The organism is Opitutus sp. sgz309028, assembly GCF_059821195.1.
Genome location: NZ_JCAMRR010000003.1, coordinates 177722 through 197480, shown reverse-complemented (window position 1 = coordinate 197480; position 19759 = coordinate 177722). Strand labels below are relative to the sequence as shown.

General features: G+C 64.6%; 14 protein-coding genes. 7 read left to right on the top strand and 7 right to left on the bottom strand.

Annotated elements, in window-relative coordinates; all coding sequences use genetic code 11:
• Nucleotides 1–19: 19 nt before the first annotated feature.
• Entirely contained in the window at nt 20–1951 is a 1932-nt protein-coding gene (locus AC6RV7_RS12745) for a Gfo/Idh/MocA family oxidoreductase (protein ID WP_500094378.1), read from the bottom strand.
• A gap of 68 nt (nt 1952–2019) precedes the next feature.
• Here AC6RV7_RS12745 and AC6RV7_RS12740 point away from each other — a divergent pair, with 68 nt between their 5' ends.
• Nucleotides 2020–2859 carry a helix-turn-helix transcriptional regulator gene (locus tag AC6RV7_RS12740; protein ID WP_500094377.1) on the top strand — a complete coding sequence of 280 codons (840 nt, stop codon included), beginning with the start codon at nt 2020–2022 and terminating at the stop codon, nt 2857–2859.
• Nucleotides 2860–2919: 60 nt separating this feature from the next.
• On the opposite strand, the gene AC6RV7_RS12735 is transcribed toward AC6RV7_RS12740, so the two are convergent.
• From AC6RV7_RS12735 to aspS, 5 genes are all read right to left on the bottom strand, one after another.
• Nucleotides 2920–3258 carry a P-II family nitrogen regulator gene (locus AC6RV7_RS12735; protein ID WP_500094376.1) on the bottom strand — a complete coding sequence of 113 codons (339 nt, stop codon included), beginning with the start codon at nt 3256–3258 and terminating at the stop codon, nt 2920–2922.
• A gap of 16 nt (nt 3259–3274) precedes the next feature.
• Entirely contained in the window at nt 3275–4717 is a 1443-nt protein-coding gene (locus AC6RV7_RS12730; protein WP_500094375.1) for an ammonium transporter, read from the bottom strand.
• A gap of 114 nt (nt 4718–4831) precedes the next feature.
• Nucleotides 4832–5170, bottom strand: coding sequence for a P-II family nitrogen regulator (locus tag AC6RV7_RS12725; protein ID WP_500094374.1), 339 nt, complete (start codon nt 5168–5170; stop codon nt 4832–4834).
• 84 nt (nt 5171–5254) lie between these two features.
• On the bottom strand, nt 5255–6460 hold the full coding sequence (locus tag AC6RV7_RS12720) for an ammonium transporter (RefSeq protein ID WP_500094913.1): 1206 nt from the start codon (nt 6458–6460) through the stop codon (nt 5255–5257).
• Between the two features lie 382 nt (nt 6461–6842).
• Nucleotides 6843–8630, bottom strand: a complete 1788-nt coding sequence (gene aspS, locus AC6RV7_RS12715) for an aspartate--tRNA ligase (protein WP_500094373.1) — start codon at nt 8628–8630, stop codon at nt 6843–6845.
• 254 nt (nt 8631–8884) lie between these two features.
• Between aspS and AC6RV7_RS12710 the strand changes: the two genes are divergently transcribed.
• From AC6RV7_RS12710 to AC6RV7_RS12690, 5 genes are read left to right on the top strand one after another with little or no spacing between them, the layout of a single operon-like run.
• Entirely contained in the window at nt 8885–11035 is a 2151-nt protein-coding gene (locus tag AC6RV7_RS12710) for a hypothetical protein (protein WP_500094372.1), read from the top strand.
• A complete protein-coding gene (locus AC6RV7_RS12705) occupies nt 11032–11592 on the top strand; it encodes a hypothetical protein (RefSeq protein WP_500094371.1) in 561 nt (186 codons plus the stop codon). The genes AC6RV7_RS12710 and AC6RV7_RS12705 overlap by 4 nt, the downstream gene beginning before the upstream one ends.
• Nucleotides 11593–11616: 24 nt before the next feature.
• Complete coding sequence (locus AC6RV7_RS12700; protein WP_500094370.1) at nt 11617–13539, top strand: c-type cytochrome; 1923 nt, start codon at nt 11617–11619, stop codon at nt 13537–13539.
• 5 nt (nt 13540–13544) lie between these two features.
• Nucleotides 13545–15029 (top strand): c-type cytochrome, encoded by a 1485-nt coding sequence (locus AC6RV7_RS12695; RefSeq protein ID WP_500094369.1) that lies wholly within the window; start codon nt 13545–13547, stop codon nt 15027–15029.
• Between the two features lie 11 nt (nt 15030–15040).
• Nucleotides 15041–17671 carry a hypothetical protein gene (locus AC6RV7_RS12690; protein ID WP_500094368.1) on the top strand — a complete coding sequence of 877 codons (2631 nt, stop codon included), beginning with the start codon at nt 15041–15043 and terminating at the stop codon, nt 17669–17671.
• Nucleotides 17672–17705: 34 nt separating this feature from the next.
• Here AC6RV7_RS12690 and gpmI read toward each other — a convergent pair whose 3' ends face one another.
• On the bottom strand, nt 17706–19295 hold the full coding sequence (gene gpmI, locus AC6RV7_RS12685; protein ID WP_500094367.1) for a 2,3-bisphosphoglycerate-independent phosphoglycerate mutase: 1590 nt from the start codon (nt 19293–19295) through the stop codon (nt 17706–17708).
• Nucleotides 19296–19457: 162 nt separating this feature from the next.
• Here gpmI and AC6RV7_RS12680 point away from each other — a divergent pair, with 162 nt between their 5' ends.
• Nucleotides 19458–19748 carry a hypothetical protein gene (locus tag AC6RV7_RS12680; RefSeq protein WP_500094366.1) on the top strand — a complete coding sequence of 97 codons (291 nt, stop codon included), beginning with the start codon at nt 19458–19460 and terminating at the stop codon, nt 19746–19748.
• Nucleotides 19749–19759 lie beyond the last annotated feature (11 nt).

Below are 19759 nucleotides of genomic sequence, written 5' to 3'. Positions count from 1 at the left end.
GCGCGGTGGAATGGGCGAATTACCTCGCCCACTCCAGCGGCTTCGGCGCGGTAAACGTGCTCGTCAGTTCGATCGCGCGGCCTTCGCGGGCCGAGCGGTGGATGTTTTCCATCACGTCAACCACGTGCGCGGCATGAGCGCCCGTCGTCGGATGCGGCGCGCCCGTGCGCAATCCACGCCACAGCTCGCGCACGCCCGCGCCCCAGTCGCACCACCACGGTCCCTCGCCCGCGGGCGGCCGGACCGGCCGCACCGTTTGGTAACGTCCGCCGAACTCGCCGAGTTTCACCGGCGCCGTCGCCGCAAACCACGCGGTCGCGATCGACGCCTTGTCGCCGTGAATCTCGAGCCCCGCGCGATTCTCCGCGGGTTCGCCAACGTAGAAATCCGCCGTCAACCGCGCGCGCAGCCCATCCTGGAAATCCAGCACCGCCACGAGCCAGTCTTCCGTCGCCGTCGTGAACGGCCGGCCGTCTTTCGTCACGCGTTCGGGCAGCACCACGGCGCCGCCCGCCGTTACGCGTCGCACGGGTCCGAACCACGCGGTCAACAGCGACAGCGGATACACGCCGACATCGAAAACCGGGCCGACCGCGTAGAAGGGCGCGGGATTCGGATGCCAGGTTTCGATGCGCCCCCAATCGACCGTCGCATACGCCACGCGCGGCGTGCCCACGCGGCCGTCACGCACGAGTTTCCAAGCCGTCTGTTGCGCCTCGCCGAGCCACGTCACCGGCGCGCAGCTCAAGCGCAGTCCGCGCTTCTCGGCCAGCGCCACGAGACTCGCGGCTTCGGCATGCGTCGGCGCGAGCGGTTTCTCGGAATGAACGTGTTTGCCGGCTTCGAGACAACGCGTGACGACCTCGACGTGCGCCTGCTGGATCGTGAGATTCACAACGGCTTCCACGGACGGATCTGCGAGCACTTCGTCGAGCGACGCATACGCGCGGCCGCCGTTCTTTTCGACCCACGCTTTCGCGGCCGCCGGATTGATGTCGGTCGCACCACGAATCTCGATTCCGCGATCCGCCCGCATCGCTTCGCCATAGGCGCCGGCGATGTTGCCGCAGCCGACGACGGCGACGCGCAGCGGCGGCGCAGTTTCCTTGAGCTCGACGGCGGACCACCAGCGCTCCACGCGCTCGCGGCTCTCCGCGGCGTCGCGGCTCGGATCGAACTCCTCCGGTTCGTGTTCGATGCAAAGCGGTCCGCGAAAATCGCTCGTGCGCAGAAACTCGACGATCGCCGCGGCCGGCACCACGCCATCTCCGAGCCGGCAGGTTTCGTGGCCCATGTCGACAAACTCGAAACCCGTCTTCCCGGCTCGCGGCGCCTTCACGTCCTTCAGGTGCACCGCAAAAAGCCGCGCGCGAAACTCACGCACGGCGTCGAGTGCGTTCCACCGCTGCGTCGCGCACCAACCGGTATCGAGCGCGATGCCGACGATATCCTCGTCGCCCTCGCCGATCCGCGTGCGCAGTTCGTCGCCGGTTTTTTCCGGATGATTCTCGGCGGCATACGCGACCCCGAATTCGCGCAGCACCGCCACCGCATCCGCGCGATGCTTCATGAAGTCGACGATGTTGCCCGCGATCATCGGGTTCTCCAACTCCGCGCACAGCCGGCACGCGCTGCGCAGCTCGGACATGTCCGCGACCCACGCGGCGTAGCTGCGCACGGTCATCGCATGTTTCGCGAGCAGCTGTTTCGCAGCTTCGATGTGGGGCAGCGTCGCCCAATGCCAGTGGAGGTGCGCGCCCCAGAGATCGATGGCGGAAAAGCCGAGCGATTTGATCGCGCAAAGCATTTCTTCGAAGCGGACGGCGAAGGTCTCGCGCGGCGAAAACCAGGCCTGCGTGGCCGCGTCGCCCTGCATCCAGCCGCCGTTCATGTGAAAGCCGAGTTGGCGGGCAACGTAGTTGGCGGTAACGAACGACAGGCGGGGTTTCATGTTCGGAGCCTACCGGAAAACGCGCAAACTGTCTTGTCGCGCGCCCGACGTTTTCTTGCTGTTAATTGATGTCGCTCACGCTGCAGTGGAACCGCCTCTTTCCGTCCGGTCGAGTGAGCCTGATCTCCTGGTCGCGCAAGACGCTTGGCGAAGAGTTCCCGCTGCATGATCATGACTTCCCAGAGGTTTTCTGGATCTCCGCCGGATGCCTGCAGCATGAGCTCAACGGGGTGGGCACCGAACTGCCGCTGGGACGTTTGATGTTCATCCGCCCCACGGACCGGCATGCGTTTCGCGGCATCGACGCGCGCGGCGGCACCGTGTGCAACTTCGCGGTTCGGCCAGACATCGTTGCGCACCTGCGCGAACGCTATTTTGCCGGGCAACGCATCGCCTGGTGGCACGAGGCAGAACCTCCGCCGATGCTGCAACTCGCCCCGGCGGAGCTCCACCTGCTGGACCACGCCGCGCGCGAGTTGGCGGCGACGGGAGATCCGGATCTGCATGCGACCGAGCGCTTCCTGCTGAATCTTTTTCACCTGCTCCGGCAACGCGATGCGCCGGTGCGGCTCACGGCCGAGCCCGCGTGGCTGGCGGCGGCGCGGGTGGCCATGAACGAGCCGCGTCACCTCGCGCGCGGCGTGCCGCAGCTGGTGCGGTTCGCCGGCTGTTCGGCGGAACACCTGGCGCGCACGGTGCGGCGGGTGCACGGCGTGACGCCGACCGACCTGGTCAACCAGCTGAGGCTGGGCTGGGCGGCCGCGGAGTTGCAGTATTCCGGTCGCACCATCGCCGACGTGGCGCTCGCGGCGGGGTTCGAAAGCCTCAGTCACTTCTATCACCTCTTTCGCCGGCAGCATGGCGTGACGCCGCGCCAGTTCCGGTTGCGCGCCCGGGCGCTCGCGTGAGGTAAAAAAAAATGCCGGACCCCGCAGGGTCCGGCATCGAAAAGCCGTGAACGCGTCCGGTCAGATCGCGCTGTCGCCGCGCTCGTCCGTGCGGATGCGGATGGCGTCATCGATCGGAACGACGAACACCTTGCCGTCGCCGATCTTGCCGGTCTTGGCGGTCTTCACGATCACCTCGACGGCCTTGGGCGCCACCGCGTCGGAGGTCACGATTTCGATCTTCACCTTTGGGAGGAAGTCGACCGTGTATTCGCTGCCGCGATAAATCTCGGTGTGTCCTTTTTGACGGCCGAAGCCTTTCACTTCGGTGACGGTCATCCCTTCGACGCCGATGCTGGCGAGGGCGGACTTCACCTCCTCGAGTTTGAAAGGTTTGATGATGGCAATGATGAGTTTCATGGAGGTTCGTTAAGGATTAGCCGATATAACCTTCTTCACCGTGCTCGCTGATGTCGAGCCCGGCGGACTCAACTTCAGGTGCGGCGCGAAGTCCGACCACGGCCTTGACGATGAAGGCAATGATCGTCGTGGCAATCACGCTCCACAAAATTGTGAGCGCAACCGCTTTTAGCTGCGCCATGACGAGGCCCTCCTTGAGCGGACCGACGACGGAGTTGACCTTTTCGTCGGCGAAGACGCCCGTGAGGATGGCGCCGAGCGTGCCGCCGACGCCGTGAACGCCAAAGGTATCCAGGGCGTCGTCATAGCCGAAGGCCTTTTTCAAATACGCGACGGCGAGATACGGAATGATGCCGGCGCACAGACCCATCAGGACCGCGGAGTTCATCGAAACGAATCCCGCCGCCGGCGTGATCACCACCAGTCCCGCCACCACGCCCGAGCAGAAGCCGAGCACGCTGGGGTGGCCGCGCGTCACCCACTCGGCCAGGGCCCAGACGAAACCGGCGGTCGCGGCCGCGAGCGTCGTGGTGGCGAAGGCGTTCGAGGCGATCGCGTCGGCGCCGAGCGCGGAGCCGGCGTTGAAACCATACCAGCCCACCCAGAGCATGCCGGTGCCGATCATGCACAACACCATCGAGTGCGGCGGCATCGCCTCGCGGCCGAAGCCGAAGCGCTTGCCCAGCACGATGCAGAGCACGAGCGCGCTCCAGCCCGAAGTCATGTGAACGACGGTGCCGCCGGCGAAGTCGATCGCCTTGATGCCGGCATTGGCGTTGAGCGGTCCGCACATGAAGCCCGATCCCGACCAGACCATGTGGGCAAACGGGAAATACACGGCAAACATCCACAACGCGACGAATAGGAGCACGGCGCCGAACTTCATGCGTTCGGCCACGGCGCCGACGATGAGCGCCGGCGTGATGATCGCGAAGCTCAGCTGGAACATCGCCCACATCGCATCGCTGATCCAGTAGTAGCCGGCGCCGGTGTTGCCCGGCTCGACGCCTTTCAGAAAGGCGTGATCGGCATTCCCGATGAAGCTGTTGCCGCCGGCGAAGGCCAGGCTGTAGCCGATCGCCCACCAGAGAATCGTGACCAGCCCGGCGATGCCGAGACACTGCGCCAGCACGGAGAGGACGTTCTTGCGTCGCACAAGACCGCCGTAAAACAACGCCAAGCCCGGCAGCGTCATGAAAATGACCAGCGCGGTGCTGACCATCTGCCAGGCGTTGTGGCCGGGCCCCGGCCCGGGGATCTTCGAGGCGACGTCGGGCGTGCGCGCGCCGTTGTTCACGTAAGCTTCGAGGTCCGCGATGCGCTGCTCGAGGGTCGGCTCGGGCGGCGGCGGGGTCGGCGTTTCCTGGGCAAACGCCATGTGGCTGGCGGACCAGCACAACACGGCGGCAATCGCGAGGCGGGTGAGGTGAAACACACTTCTCATATTCGGATCCTCCATGAGCAGCATTGATACCAAGTTCTCCACGCCTCGCGTCATGGCACAAAAAAGCCGGCTCCCCGTGGAGCCGGCGTAAAGCACAGGCGATAACGTCCGTGACTGCGTCTATATATATCAGATGGCGGTTTCGCCGCGCTCGTCCGTGCGGATGCGGATGACTTCCTCGATGGGCATGACGAAGACCTTGCCGTCGCCGATTTTGCCGGTCTTCGCGGATTTGACGATTGCGTCGATGGCCTTGCCGACGAGCGCGTCGGTGGTGGCGACTTCGATTTTCACCTTCGGAAGGAAGTCCACCGTGTATTCGCTGCCGCGGTAGATTTCCGTGTGCCCCTTCTGCCGGCCGAAGCCTTTGACCTCGGTCACCGTCATGCCCTCGATGTTGATCTCGGCCAGGGCGGCCTTCACTTCCTCGAGCTTGAACGGCTTGATGATGGCAATGATGAGTTTCATGCGGGATGGAATGTCAGGGTGATGGGTTGGTAGCCCCGGCGGCAGTTTGGCGCAAGCCCGTAGCCGCCGGCCGAGGCTGAGGCGTCACTTATGAGCGGGCGTGAAATCCGGATAAGCTTCGTTACCGTGTTCGCCGATATCGAGGCCGTCGGATTCTTCCTCGGGCGAGACGCGCAGGCCCATGGTGGCCTTGATCGCGAGGAACGCGATCGTGCAGAACAGGAAGGTGAACAGCCCGATCGAGGCGATGCCGATCAGCTGCGACACGAGCTGCGCGCCGCCGGCCAGGTTGCCGAACAAACCGACCGCCAGCGTCCCCCACACGCCATTGACCAGGTGGACCGAAGTCGCGCCGACCGGGTCGTCGAGCTTCAGCTTGTCGAAGAACGTGACCGCGAGCACGACGAGCACGCCACCGATCAGGCCGATGATCATGGCCTCGTTGGGGCTCATCTGGTCGGCGCCGGCGGTGATCGCCACCAGACCGGCGAGGATGCCGTTCAGCGCCATGGAAACGTCCGGCTTCTTCTGCAGCGTCCAGGACGTGAACGTCGCGGCGAGCCCTCCCGCCGCAGCCGCGAGCGCGGTGGTGACGAGCACCAGCGAAACCGCGCCGGGATTGGCGGACAGCACCGAACCGCCGTTGAAGCCGAACCAGCCGAGCCACAGGACGAACACGCCGATCGTCGCCAGCGGAATCGAGTGACCGAGCAGCGGCAGGACCTTGCCATCGCGGTATTTTCCGGCGCGCGGGCCAAGGATCATGATACCGGCCAGCGCACCCCAGCCGCCCACGGAGTGCACGATCGTCGAACCGGCAAAGTCGTAGAACGGCGTGGACATCGTATTCAGCCAGCCATTACCCCATTTCCACATGCCCGTGATCGGGTAGGAAATTGTCACCAGCAGCACGGTGAACACCATGAACGATCCGAGCTTGATGCGCTCGGCGACCGCGCCGGACACAATCGTCGCGGCGGTCGCGGCGAACATCGCCTGGAACAGGAAGTCGGTCCAGTAGGTGTAGCCGGCGTTATAGACATCGGTCAGGTTGGCCACCTCGTCGGTAACGCTGATGCCGAAGCCGGCAAAACCGAACCACTTCCCGGCGAAGTCCGCGCCTGGATACATGAGATTGAAGCCGACGAGCGCGAACGTCACGATGCCGATGCACGGCACGATCGTGTTTTTGAACATGATATTCGCGGTGTTCTTGGCGCGCGTCAGCCCCGACTCGACGCACGCAAACCCGAGATTCATGAAGAACACCAGGGCCGCGGAAACCATCATCCAGAGGTTGTTCGCGGTGAAGAGCGTGTAGCCCGCGGATTCCGCGAATTCCGCGACATCCTTGTATTTCGGAGCCTCCGCCGCCGCAGCCGCGGCGGCCTCCTGCCCGAAGGCACTGACCAGGGTCAGCGACAAGAAGATGCCTGCCATCTTCAATGCGCCCGAGAGATGCTGGGACCGTAGCTTCATAGTGTGGTTCGTCGAGTGATGGTTGGAAGTCAGCCGCGACCAACCCGGTCGCGACGCGGCCCCGCAAAAGCAGAGGCTGTGCCAAACCCTCCCCCACCACTTCACTCAACCGCCGGCGGTCGGAATTATATAAAAAAAGAGCGGGTCGGGCGACCCGCTCTTTAAAGAGCTTTATATAAAACCGGAGCGACAATCACTCCGGCATCACCGTCTGGATATGCAGCTCCTTCAGCTGCCGTGGCGTCACGGGTGTCGGGCTCTGCGCCATGAGGTCCTGGCCCTTCTGCGTCTTCGGAAACGCGATCACGTCGCGGATGCTCGTCGTGCCGCAGAGCAGCGCGACCATGCGATCCAGACCGAACGCAATGCCGCCGTGCGGCGGCGCGCCATACGTGAACGCCTTCAGCATGTAGCCGAAGCGGCTCTCCACGACGTCCTGCGGAATCTTCAGCACGTCCTCGAAAACTTTTTTCTGCAGCGCCGGTTGATGGATCCGGATCGAGCCGCCGCCGAGTTCCATGCCGTTCAACACGACGTCGTAGTGCTGGCCCCGCACCTTCTTCGGGTCGCTGTCGAGCAGCGCCGCGTCCTCCGCGACGGGCGCGGTGAAGGGATGGTGCGTCGCGACGTAGCGGTTTTCCGCCTCGTCGTAGGACATGAGCGGAAAATCGATCACCCAGAGAAATTTCCAGTCGTCGTGACGGACGGTGAGCTTGCCGCGCTTTTGGAGCAGCGCCGCCGACTCGAGTCGCAGCCGGCCGAGGATCGCGCACGCCTTCTCCCACGGGGCCGCCGCGAAGAAGACGATGTCGCCCTCCTCCATCTTCAGCTTCGCCGTGAGCTCGGCCTTTTCGGCGTCGGAAAAGAATTTCACGATCGGCGACTTCCACTCGCCGCCTTCGACCTTGATGAACGCGAGGCCTTTCGCGCCGAGCGATTTCGCGATGTCCTCGAGGTTCTTCAGCTCGCCCTGCGTGATGTCGGAAAGACCTTTCGCGTTGAGCGCCTTGATCACCCCGCCGCTCGCGACGGTCGCCTGAAACACCTTGAACGCGGAGTTCTTGAACGTCTCCGACAGATCCGCGAGTTCGAGACCGAAACGCACGTCGGGTTTGTCCACGCCATAACGGTTCATCGCATCGACAAACGGCATCCGCGGAAAGGGCGTGGGAATGTCGACGTCCAGCACGTCTTTCCACACCTTCTTCAGCATCCCTTCGAACAGCGCGTAAATGTCCTCGCGCGTCACGAACGACGCCTCGACGTCCACCTGCGTGAACTCCATCTGGCGGTCGGCGCGCAGGTCCTCGTCACGGAAGCAGCGCGCGATTTGGAAATACCGCTCCACGCCCGCGACCATCAGGATCTGCTTGAACTGCTGCGGCGACTGCGAAAGCGCGTAGAACTGCCCCGGGTGAATGCGCGACGGCACGAGATACTCGCGCGCGCCTTCCGGCGTGCTCTTGAACAGCGCGGGCGTTTCCACCTCGATGAACTCCTGCGCATCGAAGTAATCGCGGATCGACTTCGCCGCGCGGTGACGCACCTGGAGATTTTTCCGCATCTTCGGCCGGCGGAGATCGAGATAACGATACGTGAGCCGCAGGTCTTCGTTGACCTTGTCGCCGCCCGCGTCGTCGAGCGGGAACGGCGGCGTATCGGAAATATTGTGCAGTTCGAGCGCGGAGGCCACGACCTCGATTTCGCCGGTCGGCAGGCTCTTGTTTTCCGTGCCCGCCGGGCGCTTCACAACCTGGCCGCTGATCTCGATCACGGACTCCGGCTTCAAGTGCTTCAACTGCTCCGCGAGCTTCGAATTGTCATGCGCCTCGAGCTTGATCTGCGTGATGCCTTTGCGGTCGCGCAGGTCGACGAAGATGATGCCGCCTTGGTCGCGAATGGTGTCGACCCAACCGATCAGGGAAACGGTCCGGTCGAGGTCGGCGGCGGTGAGCTGGGCGCAGTGGTGGGTGCGGTGCATTGCTGGTAAAAACGAAGTTTTCGAGCAAGCCAACCCGCCGCCCCCGGAGCAAGCACAACTCTCGAAGGCATCCCGCACCCGTTTTCGTCCGGTCCCGCGCGGCCGCCAAGCTCGCCCGGGATCAGGTATCCACCGATGGCGATTTAGGTGAGGCGTGCGGTTGAAAAACTCGCCCCCACTGTACGCCCCGGCCTACACGTTTGCCCGGCCAAGACGCCTCCCGGTCTGCATTTCCCCGGAATCCCCCGCCCCCCATGCAAACCTCCCCCGCCTCCCGGCTCGGCTGCGCGTGCCTGCTGACTGGCCTCCTGTTCGCCGGCGCCTGCAAATCGAATCGCGCGTCGCTCGACGACACCGCCGGCGGCCGCAAGCCCGAGGATTTTCCCGAGCTCGCCGACGACGTATTCAAGCCCATGGACGGCGGCATCGCGCTCTCCGTGGACGAGATCAAGGGCCGCAACACCTGGAATCTCTGGACCGGCGGCAACGAGCAGTTCTGGGAGCGCATGTCGCGCGAGAGCTACGGCCTCATCGATCTCCTCAAAACCATTGACTCGCGAAACCGCGCGAGCCGCTTCCAGGAAATGGGCCTCATCAACCAGCCCGGCTACCGGCGGGCGTCCAAGCCGGACGAATACGGCCTCTGGATCGACGAAGCCGACGCGCCCGAACCGACGTCCATCGATCCCAAGGTCTACGGCCGCCCGACCGGCATCATGGGTTTCCGCCTTTTCCCCAACCCCGATTTCGACGCGAAGGCCCGCCAGAAATGGGACGGCGAACGCTACTACCGCGACGCCGATTACGCCGCGAGTCCCGAGCTCGTCCGGCCCTATCGCGTCGGCGTCTCCTGCGGCGCCTGCCACATCGCCTTCAACCCGCTCTCGCCGCCCGCCGATCCCGCGAATCCGAAATGGGAAAACCTCTCCTCCGCAATCGGCAACCAATACATTCGCGAAGGCCGCACCTTCGCCTCCAACGTCAAGGAAGGCGGCTTCTTCTGGGAAATGCTGAAAGCCCAGCCGCCCGGCACGTCGGACACCTCGCGCATCGCTACCGACAATATCAACAATCCGAATACAATTAACCCGATCTTCCTCCTCGGCGAGCGCCTCGCCGCAGGACACGACGAGGTGATTACGAGCGACGAAACCCGCCTGATGCCCGGCATCGCGGTCGACGAAAAAACGCACGCGATGAAGGTGCCGATGGTGCTGAAGGATGGCGCGGACTCCGTCGGCGTGCCGGGCGCGACGCTGCGCGTTTACATCAACATCGGCATGTATTCGCAGCACTGGCTGCAGCAGCACAACGCGCTCGTCGGCCTCACGGGTCAGAAACCGTTCGAGATTTCCACGGCGCAGAAGCACTCCGTCTACTGGCTCGCGACGCAGCAGAAATTCGAAAACATCGCCCGCTTCTTCGCGCGCCTGCGGCCGGTTCATCTCGCCGACGCCCCCGGCGGCGACGCCTACCTGACCAAGGATGGCATCGTGCTGCGCCGCGGCGCGGTCGTATTCGGCGAGAACTGCGCCACCTGCCACTCGAGCAAACGCCCGCCCGCCGGCGCCGCCGAAAAAGCCTGGTTCGCCAAGGCGGTCCTGCAGGACGATTTTCGCGAGAACAACTTCTTCGCCGACGAACGTCGCTACTCGGTCGCCAAGATCGGCACCAACGCCTCGCGGGCGTTCGGCACCAACGCCAAGGCCGGCCACATCTGGGCGAATTTTTCGTCCGACACCTACAAGAATCTCCCGCCGATCGATCCGATCGAGGTCTACAATCCTTATACCGACCGAACCGAAAAATTTCCGTCACCCTCCGGCGGTCCCGGCTACTACCGGCCTGCGTCGCTGATCGGGCTATGGACGTCCGCGCCGTTCTTCCACAACAACGCGCTCGGCAAATTCACCGGCGATCCCTCCGTCGCCGGCCGCATGGAGGCGTTCAACGACGCCGTCGAAAAACTTCTCTGGCCCGACCTGCGCCCCGGCACCGACTCGATCTGGCGCACCTCGCGCGAATGCAATGTCCAGATCCAGGCCGCTGCGCTGCCCAAGGCGCTGCGCGTCTTGCTCAAGCCGCATCTCGATCCCGACGGCTACTTCCGACTCGGCCCGATTCCGGAGGGCACGCCGATCAATCTCATCGCCAACATCGATCCCGACGCCGACCCGGCCGATCTCGCGAAGCTGTTCATCAAGGTCAAAACCGCCCTGCTCCGCATCAAAGTCCAGAATCTCGACGCCGCCGCGGCGAAGGCATTGATGCGCGACGAGGTCGCTCCGGCCATGTTCACCGTCAGCAAATGCCCCGACCTGATCGAGGATCGCGGTCACCTCTTCGGCACCGAACTGCCCGAGGAGGATAAACGCGCGCTGATCGAATACCTCAAAACGTTATGAACCCGCCCGAATCCCGAAAGGCGGAGCCCGACACTCCCATCGGGCTCGACACCCCGCACTCTCCCGTCAACCCGACGAGGACGTCTGGCTCTACCTCGGCGACGATCACCTTCGACCAGCTCAAGCGCCTCTCCCAATCCGAGCTCGACGATCTTTTCCGTCGCAGCCCCGCCGGACCGATTCCCGAAGGCGATGCCGAGGGTGAGGCGATCGTCTGTCCCGGTTCATTCTGGAGTCGTCTGATCGCCCCCTTCGTCCACGCGCTCGCCTGGCAGGGCAAGGTGTTCACCCCAAATCCCGACGGCATCGGGGCCACGCTGGTCAACAAGGTCACTGTCGTCGGCGCCCACGCAATCGTCGCCCGCGTGTATCACACGACGAGTTGGATCGACGGCGCCGAGTGCATCGTCCTCGACTATTCGAAGACGTCGCTCTTCGCCCGAAAAATTCGCGACGAGATCCGTCTCGTCGACGCCGCCCATCGGCTCTACCTCGGCAAGGTGTGGTGGGGCCGGACGCGGCTCGTCGACTTCGCCCTGCGATTTCCGTCAAAGTGAACGGCTGAGCGCCCGCGCGGTCCCGTGGCCCTCTCCGCCCGCCAGCTTCTGCGAAAACGCTCCGAAGAGCTGGACGCGCTCTTTGGCGCCAGCCCCTCCGGACCGATTCCCGAAGGCGAAGCCACCGGCGCCGCGATCGCCTGCCCCGGCACAGTCCTCGCGCGGATCCTGGCCTGGTTCGCCCGCTGGTTCTGTTGGCAGGGCAAAGTCTTCGATCCCGCCGGCGGTTGTCTCCGCAATCGCATTACGCCTTTCGGCTTCCTCGCCATCAAGGCGCAGGTTTACGCGGGGAAAAGTCGTTTCGATGGCCGCGACTGCATCGTCATCGACTACTCGCAAACGTCGCTCGTCGCCCGTTTCGTCCGCGACGAGATCCGCCTCGTTTCCCCCGGACTTTACCTCGGCCAGGTTTTTCTCGGGAAAAGCGCGCGGCCCGCGCTGAAGTTCTCGCTCAGCTTTCAATACGAACCCGCCTGCCACGGCTGGCGTCGGTTCTGGTCGGCCGCCGCGCTCGCCCTCGTCGTCTTCGCCGTCTACTTCGCCGTCCGGCTCCGGCGCGACGAGCCGGTGCACTACGATGCGCCGGACGAGCATTTCAAATACGGCTCGACGGGCGGCGAACGCGACGCCGGCATTCCCTACGCGCTCTGGAAAGTGCTCCCGACGATGTTTCCCGAACTGCTGCCCGAGCCGGAAAAGGGCCTGGCGTCGTTCGGTTTCGTCTTCGATCCGACGCGGCCGCGCGACGCCGATCTTCCGGTTGGCGTTTCCAAGCGCAACGTCCAGGGCATCGAGCGCGTGTTTCTGAACTGTGCCGTCTGCCACGTCGGCACCGTGCGCGACACGCCGCAGAGCCCGCCGCGCATCATCGCCGGGATGCCCGCGAACACCGTGGACCTGCAGGGTTTCGAGCGCTTCCTCTTCAACGCCGCCACGAGCGAAAAGTTCACGCCGGACCGGATCATGGCGGAGATGGAGCGCATCGGCGTCACCGACGATTTCATCAACCGCCAGATCCTGCGCCATCTCGCCATCGACATCGGCCGCCGCCGCCTGCTCTTCCTGCGTGACCGCTTCCGCTTCATGGACCGCGAGCCGGACGCCGGTCCTGGTCGCGTGGATACGTTTAATCCGCCGAAGGTGCTGCTGAACTTTCCGATGGACCGCCTGCCGGAAAAGGAATGGGTGGGAAACTGCGACCTGCCTTCGATCTGGAACCAGCGTCCGCGGCGCGGCATGGCGTTGCACTGGGACGGCAACAACACCTCCGTCGAGGAGCGCAACCGCAGCGCCTCGTTCGGCACCGGCGCGCTCCCGCCGACGCTCGATCGCGCGTCCGTCAAGCGCATGGAGGCCTGGCTCGAGGACGCCCAACCGCCGCCGTATCCGTATGCGATCGACGCCGCCCTCGCGCAGCGCGGTGCCCCGATCTACGCCGAATACTGCGCCGGCTGCCACGGGCGCAACGGCCGCGATTTCGCGGGCGCACACGTCGGCCAAGTGACGCCGATCGAGGCCATTCGCACCGACCGTCATCGCCTCGACTCCTACACGCCCGAGCTCGCCGCCAACCAAAACCTGCTCTACGCGGGCTATCCGGAGGAGCGCTTCCGGCATTTCCGCAAAACCTACGGCTACGCCAACCAGCCGCTCGACGGTCTCTGGCTGCGCGCACCCTACCTGCACAACGGCTCCGTGCCGACGCTGCGCGACCTGCTCGAACCGGTGTCGCGACGGCCGGTGTCATTCCATCGTGGATACGACGTTTACGACCCGAAAAATGTCGGCTTCGTGAGCGACGTGGCGCGGGAAGGAAGCAAAACGTATTTCGCGTTCGATACGTCGCTGCCCGGCAACGGCAACTTCGGCCACGAGGGCCGCGCCTACGGCACCGAACTCGGGGCTGCGGACAAGGACGCGTTGATCGAATTCCTCAAAACCTTCTGACCACCATGTCGCCGCGCTTGAAACGAAAACTGCTGATCGGACTCGCCGTCGTTGTCGTCCTCGGCGCCGCCGGTGCCTGGTTCGCGTGGGAGAAGTTTTTCCGCGAGGAACCCGAGCCGACGTGGGCCGACGCCGCGGAACGTTTTAAATACGGCAGCATCGGCGCGGAGGCGACCCGCGGGATTCCGTTCTACATCTGGCTCGTGCTGCCGCGCGTGTTCCCCGAACACCTGCCCGGCCCCGGCGGCTACAAAGCCTTCGGACTCGTCTGGGAGGAAGGACGCGAGCTGCCGTCAGGTTTCACCAAGCGCGTGATCGGCTTTCCGCGGGTCGCGAACAACTGCGCCATCTGCCACACCGGCACGTGGCGCAGCCGGGAGGACGAAACGCCGCACGTCGTCGTCGGCGCGCCCTCGCACACCACCGACGTGCAGGGTTTGTTGCGTTTCCTCATCGCCTGTGGCCGCGATCCGCGCTTCAACGCCGCCACGCTTCTCCCCGAAATCGATCGCGAGGTGAAACTCTCCTGGATCGATCGTCTGCTCTATCGCTTCGTCCTGATCCCGGTCACCCGCCGCGCGCTGCAGCAACAGGAGCAGCAGCTTGCCTGGATGAACCGGCCCGGCTGGCCGGATTGGGGACGAGGCCGCGACGATCCCATGAACCTCACCAAATATTTCATGACGAGCATGGCCACCGACGATTCGACCGGGCAGGCCGATTTTCCGTCGATCTGGAATCTGCAGGTGCGCAAGGGCGATGGGCTGTATCTCAACTGGAGCTGCGACACCCCCGCTGTCCGTTCCGTCCTGATCGATTCCGCGCTCGGCCTCGGCGCCGCGCCCGACGCCACGGTGCCGCTCGACCAGCTCAACTGGTCAACAAAACGCCGCGCGTGGTTTCTCCAGCGAATGGCGGAGCTCGACGATTTCCTCAGCCGCCTGCCGCCGCCGGCGTATCCATTTTCCATCGACAGCACTCTCGCGGCGCGCGGCCGTCCGCTCTACGCAGCGCACTGCGCGGAGTGTCACGACATCGGCGCGCCGCGGACGAACAAGCCGGTTCCCGTCGCCGAAATCGGCACCGACGCGGAACGCATGAACACCTGGACGCAAGGCGCCGCCGACGAGGCGAATCGCCGGGTGAAGGAGATGGGCATCGATCGTCCCAACATGGTGAAGATCGAGGGCTACCAGTCGCCGCCGCTCGACGGTCTCTGGCTGCGCGCGCCGTATCTGCACAACGGTTCCGTGCCGACGCTGCGCGACCTGCTGAACCCTCCCGACGACCGGCCCAAGGTGTTTCATCGCGGCTACGACGTTTACGATCCGGTGAACGTCGGCTTCGTCACCCGAGGATACGACACGGCGCGTCACGGTTGGAAACACGACACGGCCGAGCGCGGCAACGGCAATGGGGGGCACCTTTACGGCACCCGTCTGACCGAGGACGAGAAGGCAGCGCTGATCGAGTATCTGAAAACGTTGTAACCCGCCCTGCCATGAACCCACCGCTCTCGCTGGACGATGCGAAGTATCCGCCGGAGCTGGAGCTCGCGGAAAAGGAACAGATCGCCGCGCGCCGCCGCCGCAACGAGCTCGATCCGTCGGCGCCGGTGGTGGGCGTCGCCCTGTCCGGCGGCGGCATTCGCAGCGCCACGTTCTGCCTCGGACTTTTCCAGGCGCTCGCCCGCCAGGGACTCGTGCGCCGGATCGACTTTCTCTCCACGGTGTCCGGCGGAGGTTATTTCGGCAGCTTTCTCGGAGCCGCCTTTGCGCGCGAAAACGCCGCAGCCGACGCCGTGGAAAGCGAACTCGCGAACAATCATTCGTGGCCGGTGAACTGGCTGCGGGAGAACGGCCGCTTCCTGTCGCCAAATGGCGCGGGCGACAACTGGATGACCGCCGCAGTCGCGCTGCGAAACTGGGTCGCCTTGCAAACCGTCCTGCTCATGTTCGGATTTTTCGTGCTCGGGTTGGGCGCACTGACCCGCGTCGATCTTTGCACCGCACAGGCCACCCGCGGCACCTGGCTGCAAATCGAAAACTATCTCTGGTCGCATCCGGCGCTCGGGATCTGGTGGAGCCCGTGGCTGGTGCTGCCAATCATCCCGCTGGCCTTGTTGATGGTCCCCACGGGCGTCTTTTACTGGTCAACCCAGCTCCTGCCGTGGATGGAGCTGCTGCGCCGATTCGGGGGTATGTTCGTGTCGCGCTTTCGCGCGATGGAGGCGGCCGAGTTCGCCGCCCGCGTGCAGGGTGCGCTCACCCGCGGGTTCATGGTCGGCCTGATCGCGTTGGTGGCGACCGCGCTGTTCGCCACGATCGATTCGCTCGGTCAGACCGCCTACCTTTACTGGTCGTCGAACAACTTCGAATTTCCGTCGCTCTGGTCGCTGGTCACCGGCGCCGGCGCGGTGACCTTTGGGTTTGGTTCGAAGATCGCGATCTATCTCGAACGACTCCTGGGCAGTCGCCGGTTTCACGTGCCCCTCGGCGTCGTCGCGCTCGTGCTGTCGTTCGCGTGGGTTGCACTCACCGTGATCGCGCTGTCGGTGGTGGCGCTCGGCTTCGCCTGGGAATGGGACCTCGTCTGGAACGGCACCGACTTGCGGCCCATGAGTGGCGGCTGGCCCTTGATGATCGCGGTCGCGGCCGCGTTCGTGGCCTCCTGGTTTTTCAGCCGCAGCTTCGGGTTCGTGAACCTGTCCTCAATGCAGCAGATGTATGCCGCGCGGCTCGCGCGGGCGTATCTCGGGGCGACCAACCCCGAACGTCGGCGTCACCAGAATTTCAATATGACCGAGCTGCTGCCGGGCGACGAGATCGCGCTCGAAGATTACGCACCGCATCGCCACGGCGGACCGCTGCACCTGATCAACGTGACCGTGAACGAAACGCTCTCCGGCAAAACCCAGATCGAACGCCGCGACCGCAAGGGCCTGGCCCTCGCGGTCGGGCCCAGCGGACTCTCGGTCGGACACGACTCGCACGCGCTCTGGAGCAGCGCGCCGGCGACCAGATCTCCCGGTTCGCTGCGCGCGCTGTGGGAAACGCGCCGCCGCGGCATCGTGCCGATCGACTGCGGGTCGAAGCGTTTTCACGCCCTGTGCCATGAGAAACAGGAACATCACCTCATCGAGGCGCTCGCCCTCGGCCGCTGGGTGGCGATCTCCGGCGCCGCGTTCACCACGGGGACCGGTGCGAGCACGTCCCTGGGGCTCAGCCTGCTGCTCGGTCTCGCCAACGTCCGGCTCGGCTATTGGTGGGACAGCAGCATCTGCCCCGAAGCGCGTCCCCACAAGACGCGGCCGAATTTCATCGAGCTCGGCAGCCGGATTCTTAGCCGTCTCCTGCCCGTCCAGACGTGCTTGATGAACGAATTTTTCGCGCGCTTCCACGGGCCCGCGCGGCGGCATTGGTATTTGTCCGATGGCGGACATTTCGAAAACACCGGCTGCTATGAACTGATCCGCCGCCGCGTGCCGTTCATCGTCTGCAGCGATGCGGGCCAGGATCCCGACTACCAGTTCACCGATTTCGCAAATCTCGTCCGCAAGGCTCGCACCGATTTCGGCGCCGAGATCCAGGTCGTCCGCCGCACCGCCGACCTCGCGACTGACGATCCGGGCGCCCGTTTCCCGATGCCGAAACTCGAGGAGATCGTCCACCCCGCGCTCCTCGACGTCATCGGCGTGCCGGAAGATTTCAAACCGCTGCCCGACGTCGCCAGCGGCGACGACGGCGCGACGCCCGCCGTCCGTTCGCAGCGCCATGCGCTCCTCGCGCGTATTCACTATCTCGACACGGACCAGTTCTCCTGGCTGCTGCTGATCAAGCCGTGCCTGATGGGCGACGAAACGGTCGATGTCCTCCAGTATCAGCGCACGCATCCGCTGTTTCCACAGGAGCCGACGACCGACCAGTATTTCGACGAAGCGCAATGGGAGAGCTACCGCAAGCTCGGCGAACACATCGGCACGGAGCTTTTCACGCCGCCCTCCGTCGTCGACGCCGGCAGTTCCGCCACCTGGAGTCCCTCGCAAATGATTGCGCCGAAGTGGCCCGTCGCCCGCCGAGCGCAGGAGCCGGTGACGCTTGCCCGCGGCACCGCTCCCGTGTCGCTGAACTGAAAAGCCCGGCGCAGGGCCGGGCTTGGAGATTTGCTCAGCCGGCGATCAGGCTTTCGCCCGTCATCTCGGCGGGCTTCGGCAGGCCCATCAGGTGCAGCACGGTCGGCGCGATGTCCGCGAGACGACCGCCGTCGCGCATCTTGGTTTTTCCGGCCGCGAAGCCGTCGCCGACGACGAAGACCTCGACCAGATTCAACGTGTGCGCGGTGTGCGGGCCGTTGACGGTCGGATCCCACATCTGCTCGGCATTGCCGTGATCGGCGCAGATCACCGCGCGCCCCTTCATCGTCGCGAGCGCCTCCAGCAATTCGCCGACGCCGCGGTCGGTCGCCTCGACAGCCTTTGTCGCCGCCGGCAGCGAGCCAGTGTGACCGACCATGTCGGGATTCGCGAAGTTCACGACGATGAGGCCGTATTTGCCGGAGAGAATCGCGGCCTTGGCCTCGCGCGTCACTTCCGCCGCCGACATCTCCGGCTGCAGATCATAGGTCGGCACCTTCGGGCTCGCCGGACACGCGCGGTCTTCACCGGGAAACGGATCCTTGCGATAGTTGTTGAAGAAGAAGGTGACGTGCGGGTTCTTCTCGGTCTCCGCGCAACGGAACTGGGCGATGCCCGCGTTCGCGACGACTTCGCCGAGGATGTTTTTCAACTTCGCCGGCTTCGGCGAAATCACGTTCACCGGCAGACCGGCCTCATACTCGGTCATCGTCGCGTAGTAGAGATCGAGTTTTTCCCCGCGGTCGAACTCCTTGAAACCGTCGATCACGAACGCTTTCGTGATCTCGCGCGGACGGTCGCCACGATAGTTGTAGAAGAGGACGGAATCGCCGTTGCCGATCGTGGCGAGCGGCTTCTGGTCGGCGCCGACGATCCACGTCGCCGGCACAAATTCGTCGCCGACCTGCGTCGGGCTCAGCGGCGCGTTGTAGTAGTTCTGCACCGCGGCTTCCGCGCTCGGCGCGGTCGCAACGGCCGCGCGGCCGGTGAGCATGTTGTAGGCCTGGCTGACGCGTTCCCAACGGTTGTCGCGGTCCATCGCCCAGAAGCGGCCGCAGACCGTCGCAATTTTTCCGATACCGATTTCGCGACACTTGGCATCGACCTGCTGCACGTAACCGAGACCGCTGTTCGGCGGCGTGTCGCGTCCATCGGTGAACGCGTGAATGAACACCTGGTTCGCGCCGAGGCCGTCTTCCTTCGCCTGGCGCAGGATGCCGTAAAGATGATCGAGCATGCCGTGCACGCCGGCGTCGCTCACGATGCCCATCAGGTGCAGCTTCGAACCGCGCGTCTTCACGCGCTCGACCGCCGCGCGCCAGACCGGATTGGTCGCGAGCCGTTTCTCGGAAAACAGTTTGTTCAACCGGACCAGTTCCTGGTCCACGATGCGGCCCGCGCCGATGTTCTCATGCCCCACCTCGCTGTTGCCCATCACGCCGTCGGGCAGACCGACGTCCAGGCCCGACGCCTTGACCAACGTGTGCGGATAGAGCGCATGGAGCCGGTCGTCGCAGGGCTTGTGCGCGAGCGCGACGGCATTCGTCGCATTCTGCTTCGGGTCGGGGTTCTTGCCCCAGCCATCGCGGATGACCAGGAGGACGGGTTGGCGCGAGTTGCTCATAAATCAGGCTACACGCATGAACGGGGACCCTTCCGGACAAAAGGCAAAACTCGCCGCGCGACTTGACGTCGTCGCGGTCAAATTTTGCGTAGGTGTGCCGAAGTTGGCAGCAACGTTGCTAAAAGGGAGCCCTCGATGACGCTTATCATTCGAGACCAACTGGTGAATCCGCCCACCTGGTTCAGTTCGTTCCGCGACCTGACGCTCTACTGCCACTTGTTTTTGAAACAGGATGTCGTGATCGAATCCGAGGATCCGGATTTGTATGTCCGCTGGATGCGGGCCCGGGGCGGGCTCGATTTCGTCGAGGATTTTGTCCGGCCCGGAAGCGAGGACGGCGTGCGTCTGGATCTGGAGCACAACTATCCGCGCTCCGTGATCACCGATCGGATCGCGCCGGAAAACGTCCACCGCCTCATCGCGCAGATCGGCTTCTGCCGCGGTGCGGGTTGAGCGGGTCTTTC

Bases quoted from the DNA above. Each gene is read 5' to 3' on its own strand.
- AC6RV7_RS12695 (WP_500094369.1), top strand. From the start codon at position 13,545: ATGTCGCCGCGCTTGAAACGAAAACTGCTGATCGGACTCGCCGTCGTT.
- AC6RV7_RS12725 (WP_500094374.1), bottom strand. From the start codon at position 5,170: ATGAAACTCATCATTGCCATCATCAAGCCGTTCAAGCTCGAGGAAGTG.
- AC6RV7_RS12710 (WP_500094372.1), top strand. From the start codon at position 8,885: ATGCAAACCTCCCCCGCCTCCCGGCTCGGCTGCGCGTGCCTGCTGACT.
- AC6RV7_RS12745 (WP_500094378.1), bottom strand. From the start codon at position 1,951: ATGAAACCCCGCCTGTCGTTCGTTACCGCCAACTACGTTGCCCGCCAA.
- aspS (WP_500094373.1), bottom strand. From the start codon at position 8,630: ATGCACCGCACCCACCACTGCGCCCAGCTCACCGCCGCCGACCTCGAC.
- AC6RV7_RS12730 (WP_500094375.1), bottom strand. From the start codon at position 4,717: ATGGAGGATCCGAATATGAGAAGTGTGTTTCACCTCACCCGCCTCGCG.
- AC6RV7_RS12690 (WP_500094368.1), top strand. From the start codon at position 15,041: ATGAACCCACCGCTCTCGCTGGACGATGCGAAGTATCCGCCGGAGCTG.
- AC6RV7_RS12705 (WP_500094371.1), top strand. From the start codon at position 11,032: ATGAACCCGCCCGAATCCCGAAAGGCGGAGCCCGACACTCCCATCGGG.
- AC6RV7_RS12740 (WP_500094377.1), top strand. From the start codon at position 2,020: ATGTCGCTCACGCTGCAGTGGAACCGCCTCTTTCCGTCCGGTCGAGTG.
- gpmI (WP_500094367.1), bottom strand. From the start codon at position 19,295: ATGAGCAACTCGCGCCAACCCGTCCTCCTGGTCATCCGCGATGGCTGG.
- AC6RV7_RS12720 (WP_500094913.1), bottom strand. From the start codon at position 6,460: ATGATGGTTTCCGCGGCCCTGGTGTTCTTCATGAATCTCGGGTTTGCG.
- AC6RV7_RS12735 (WP_500094376.1), bottom strand. From the start codon at position 3,258: ATGAAACTCATCATTGCCATCATCAAACCTTTCAAACTCGAGGAGGTG.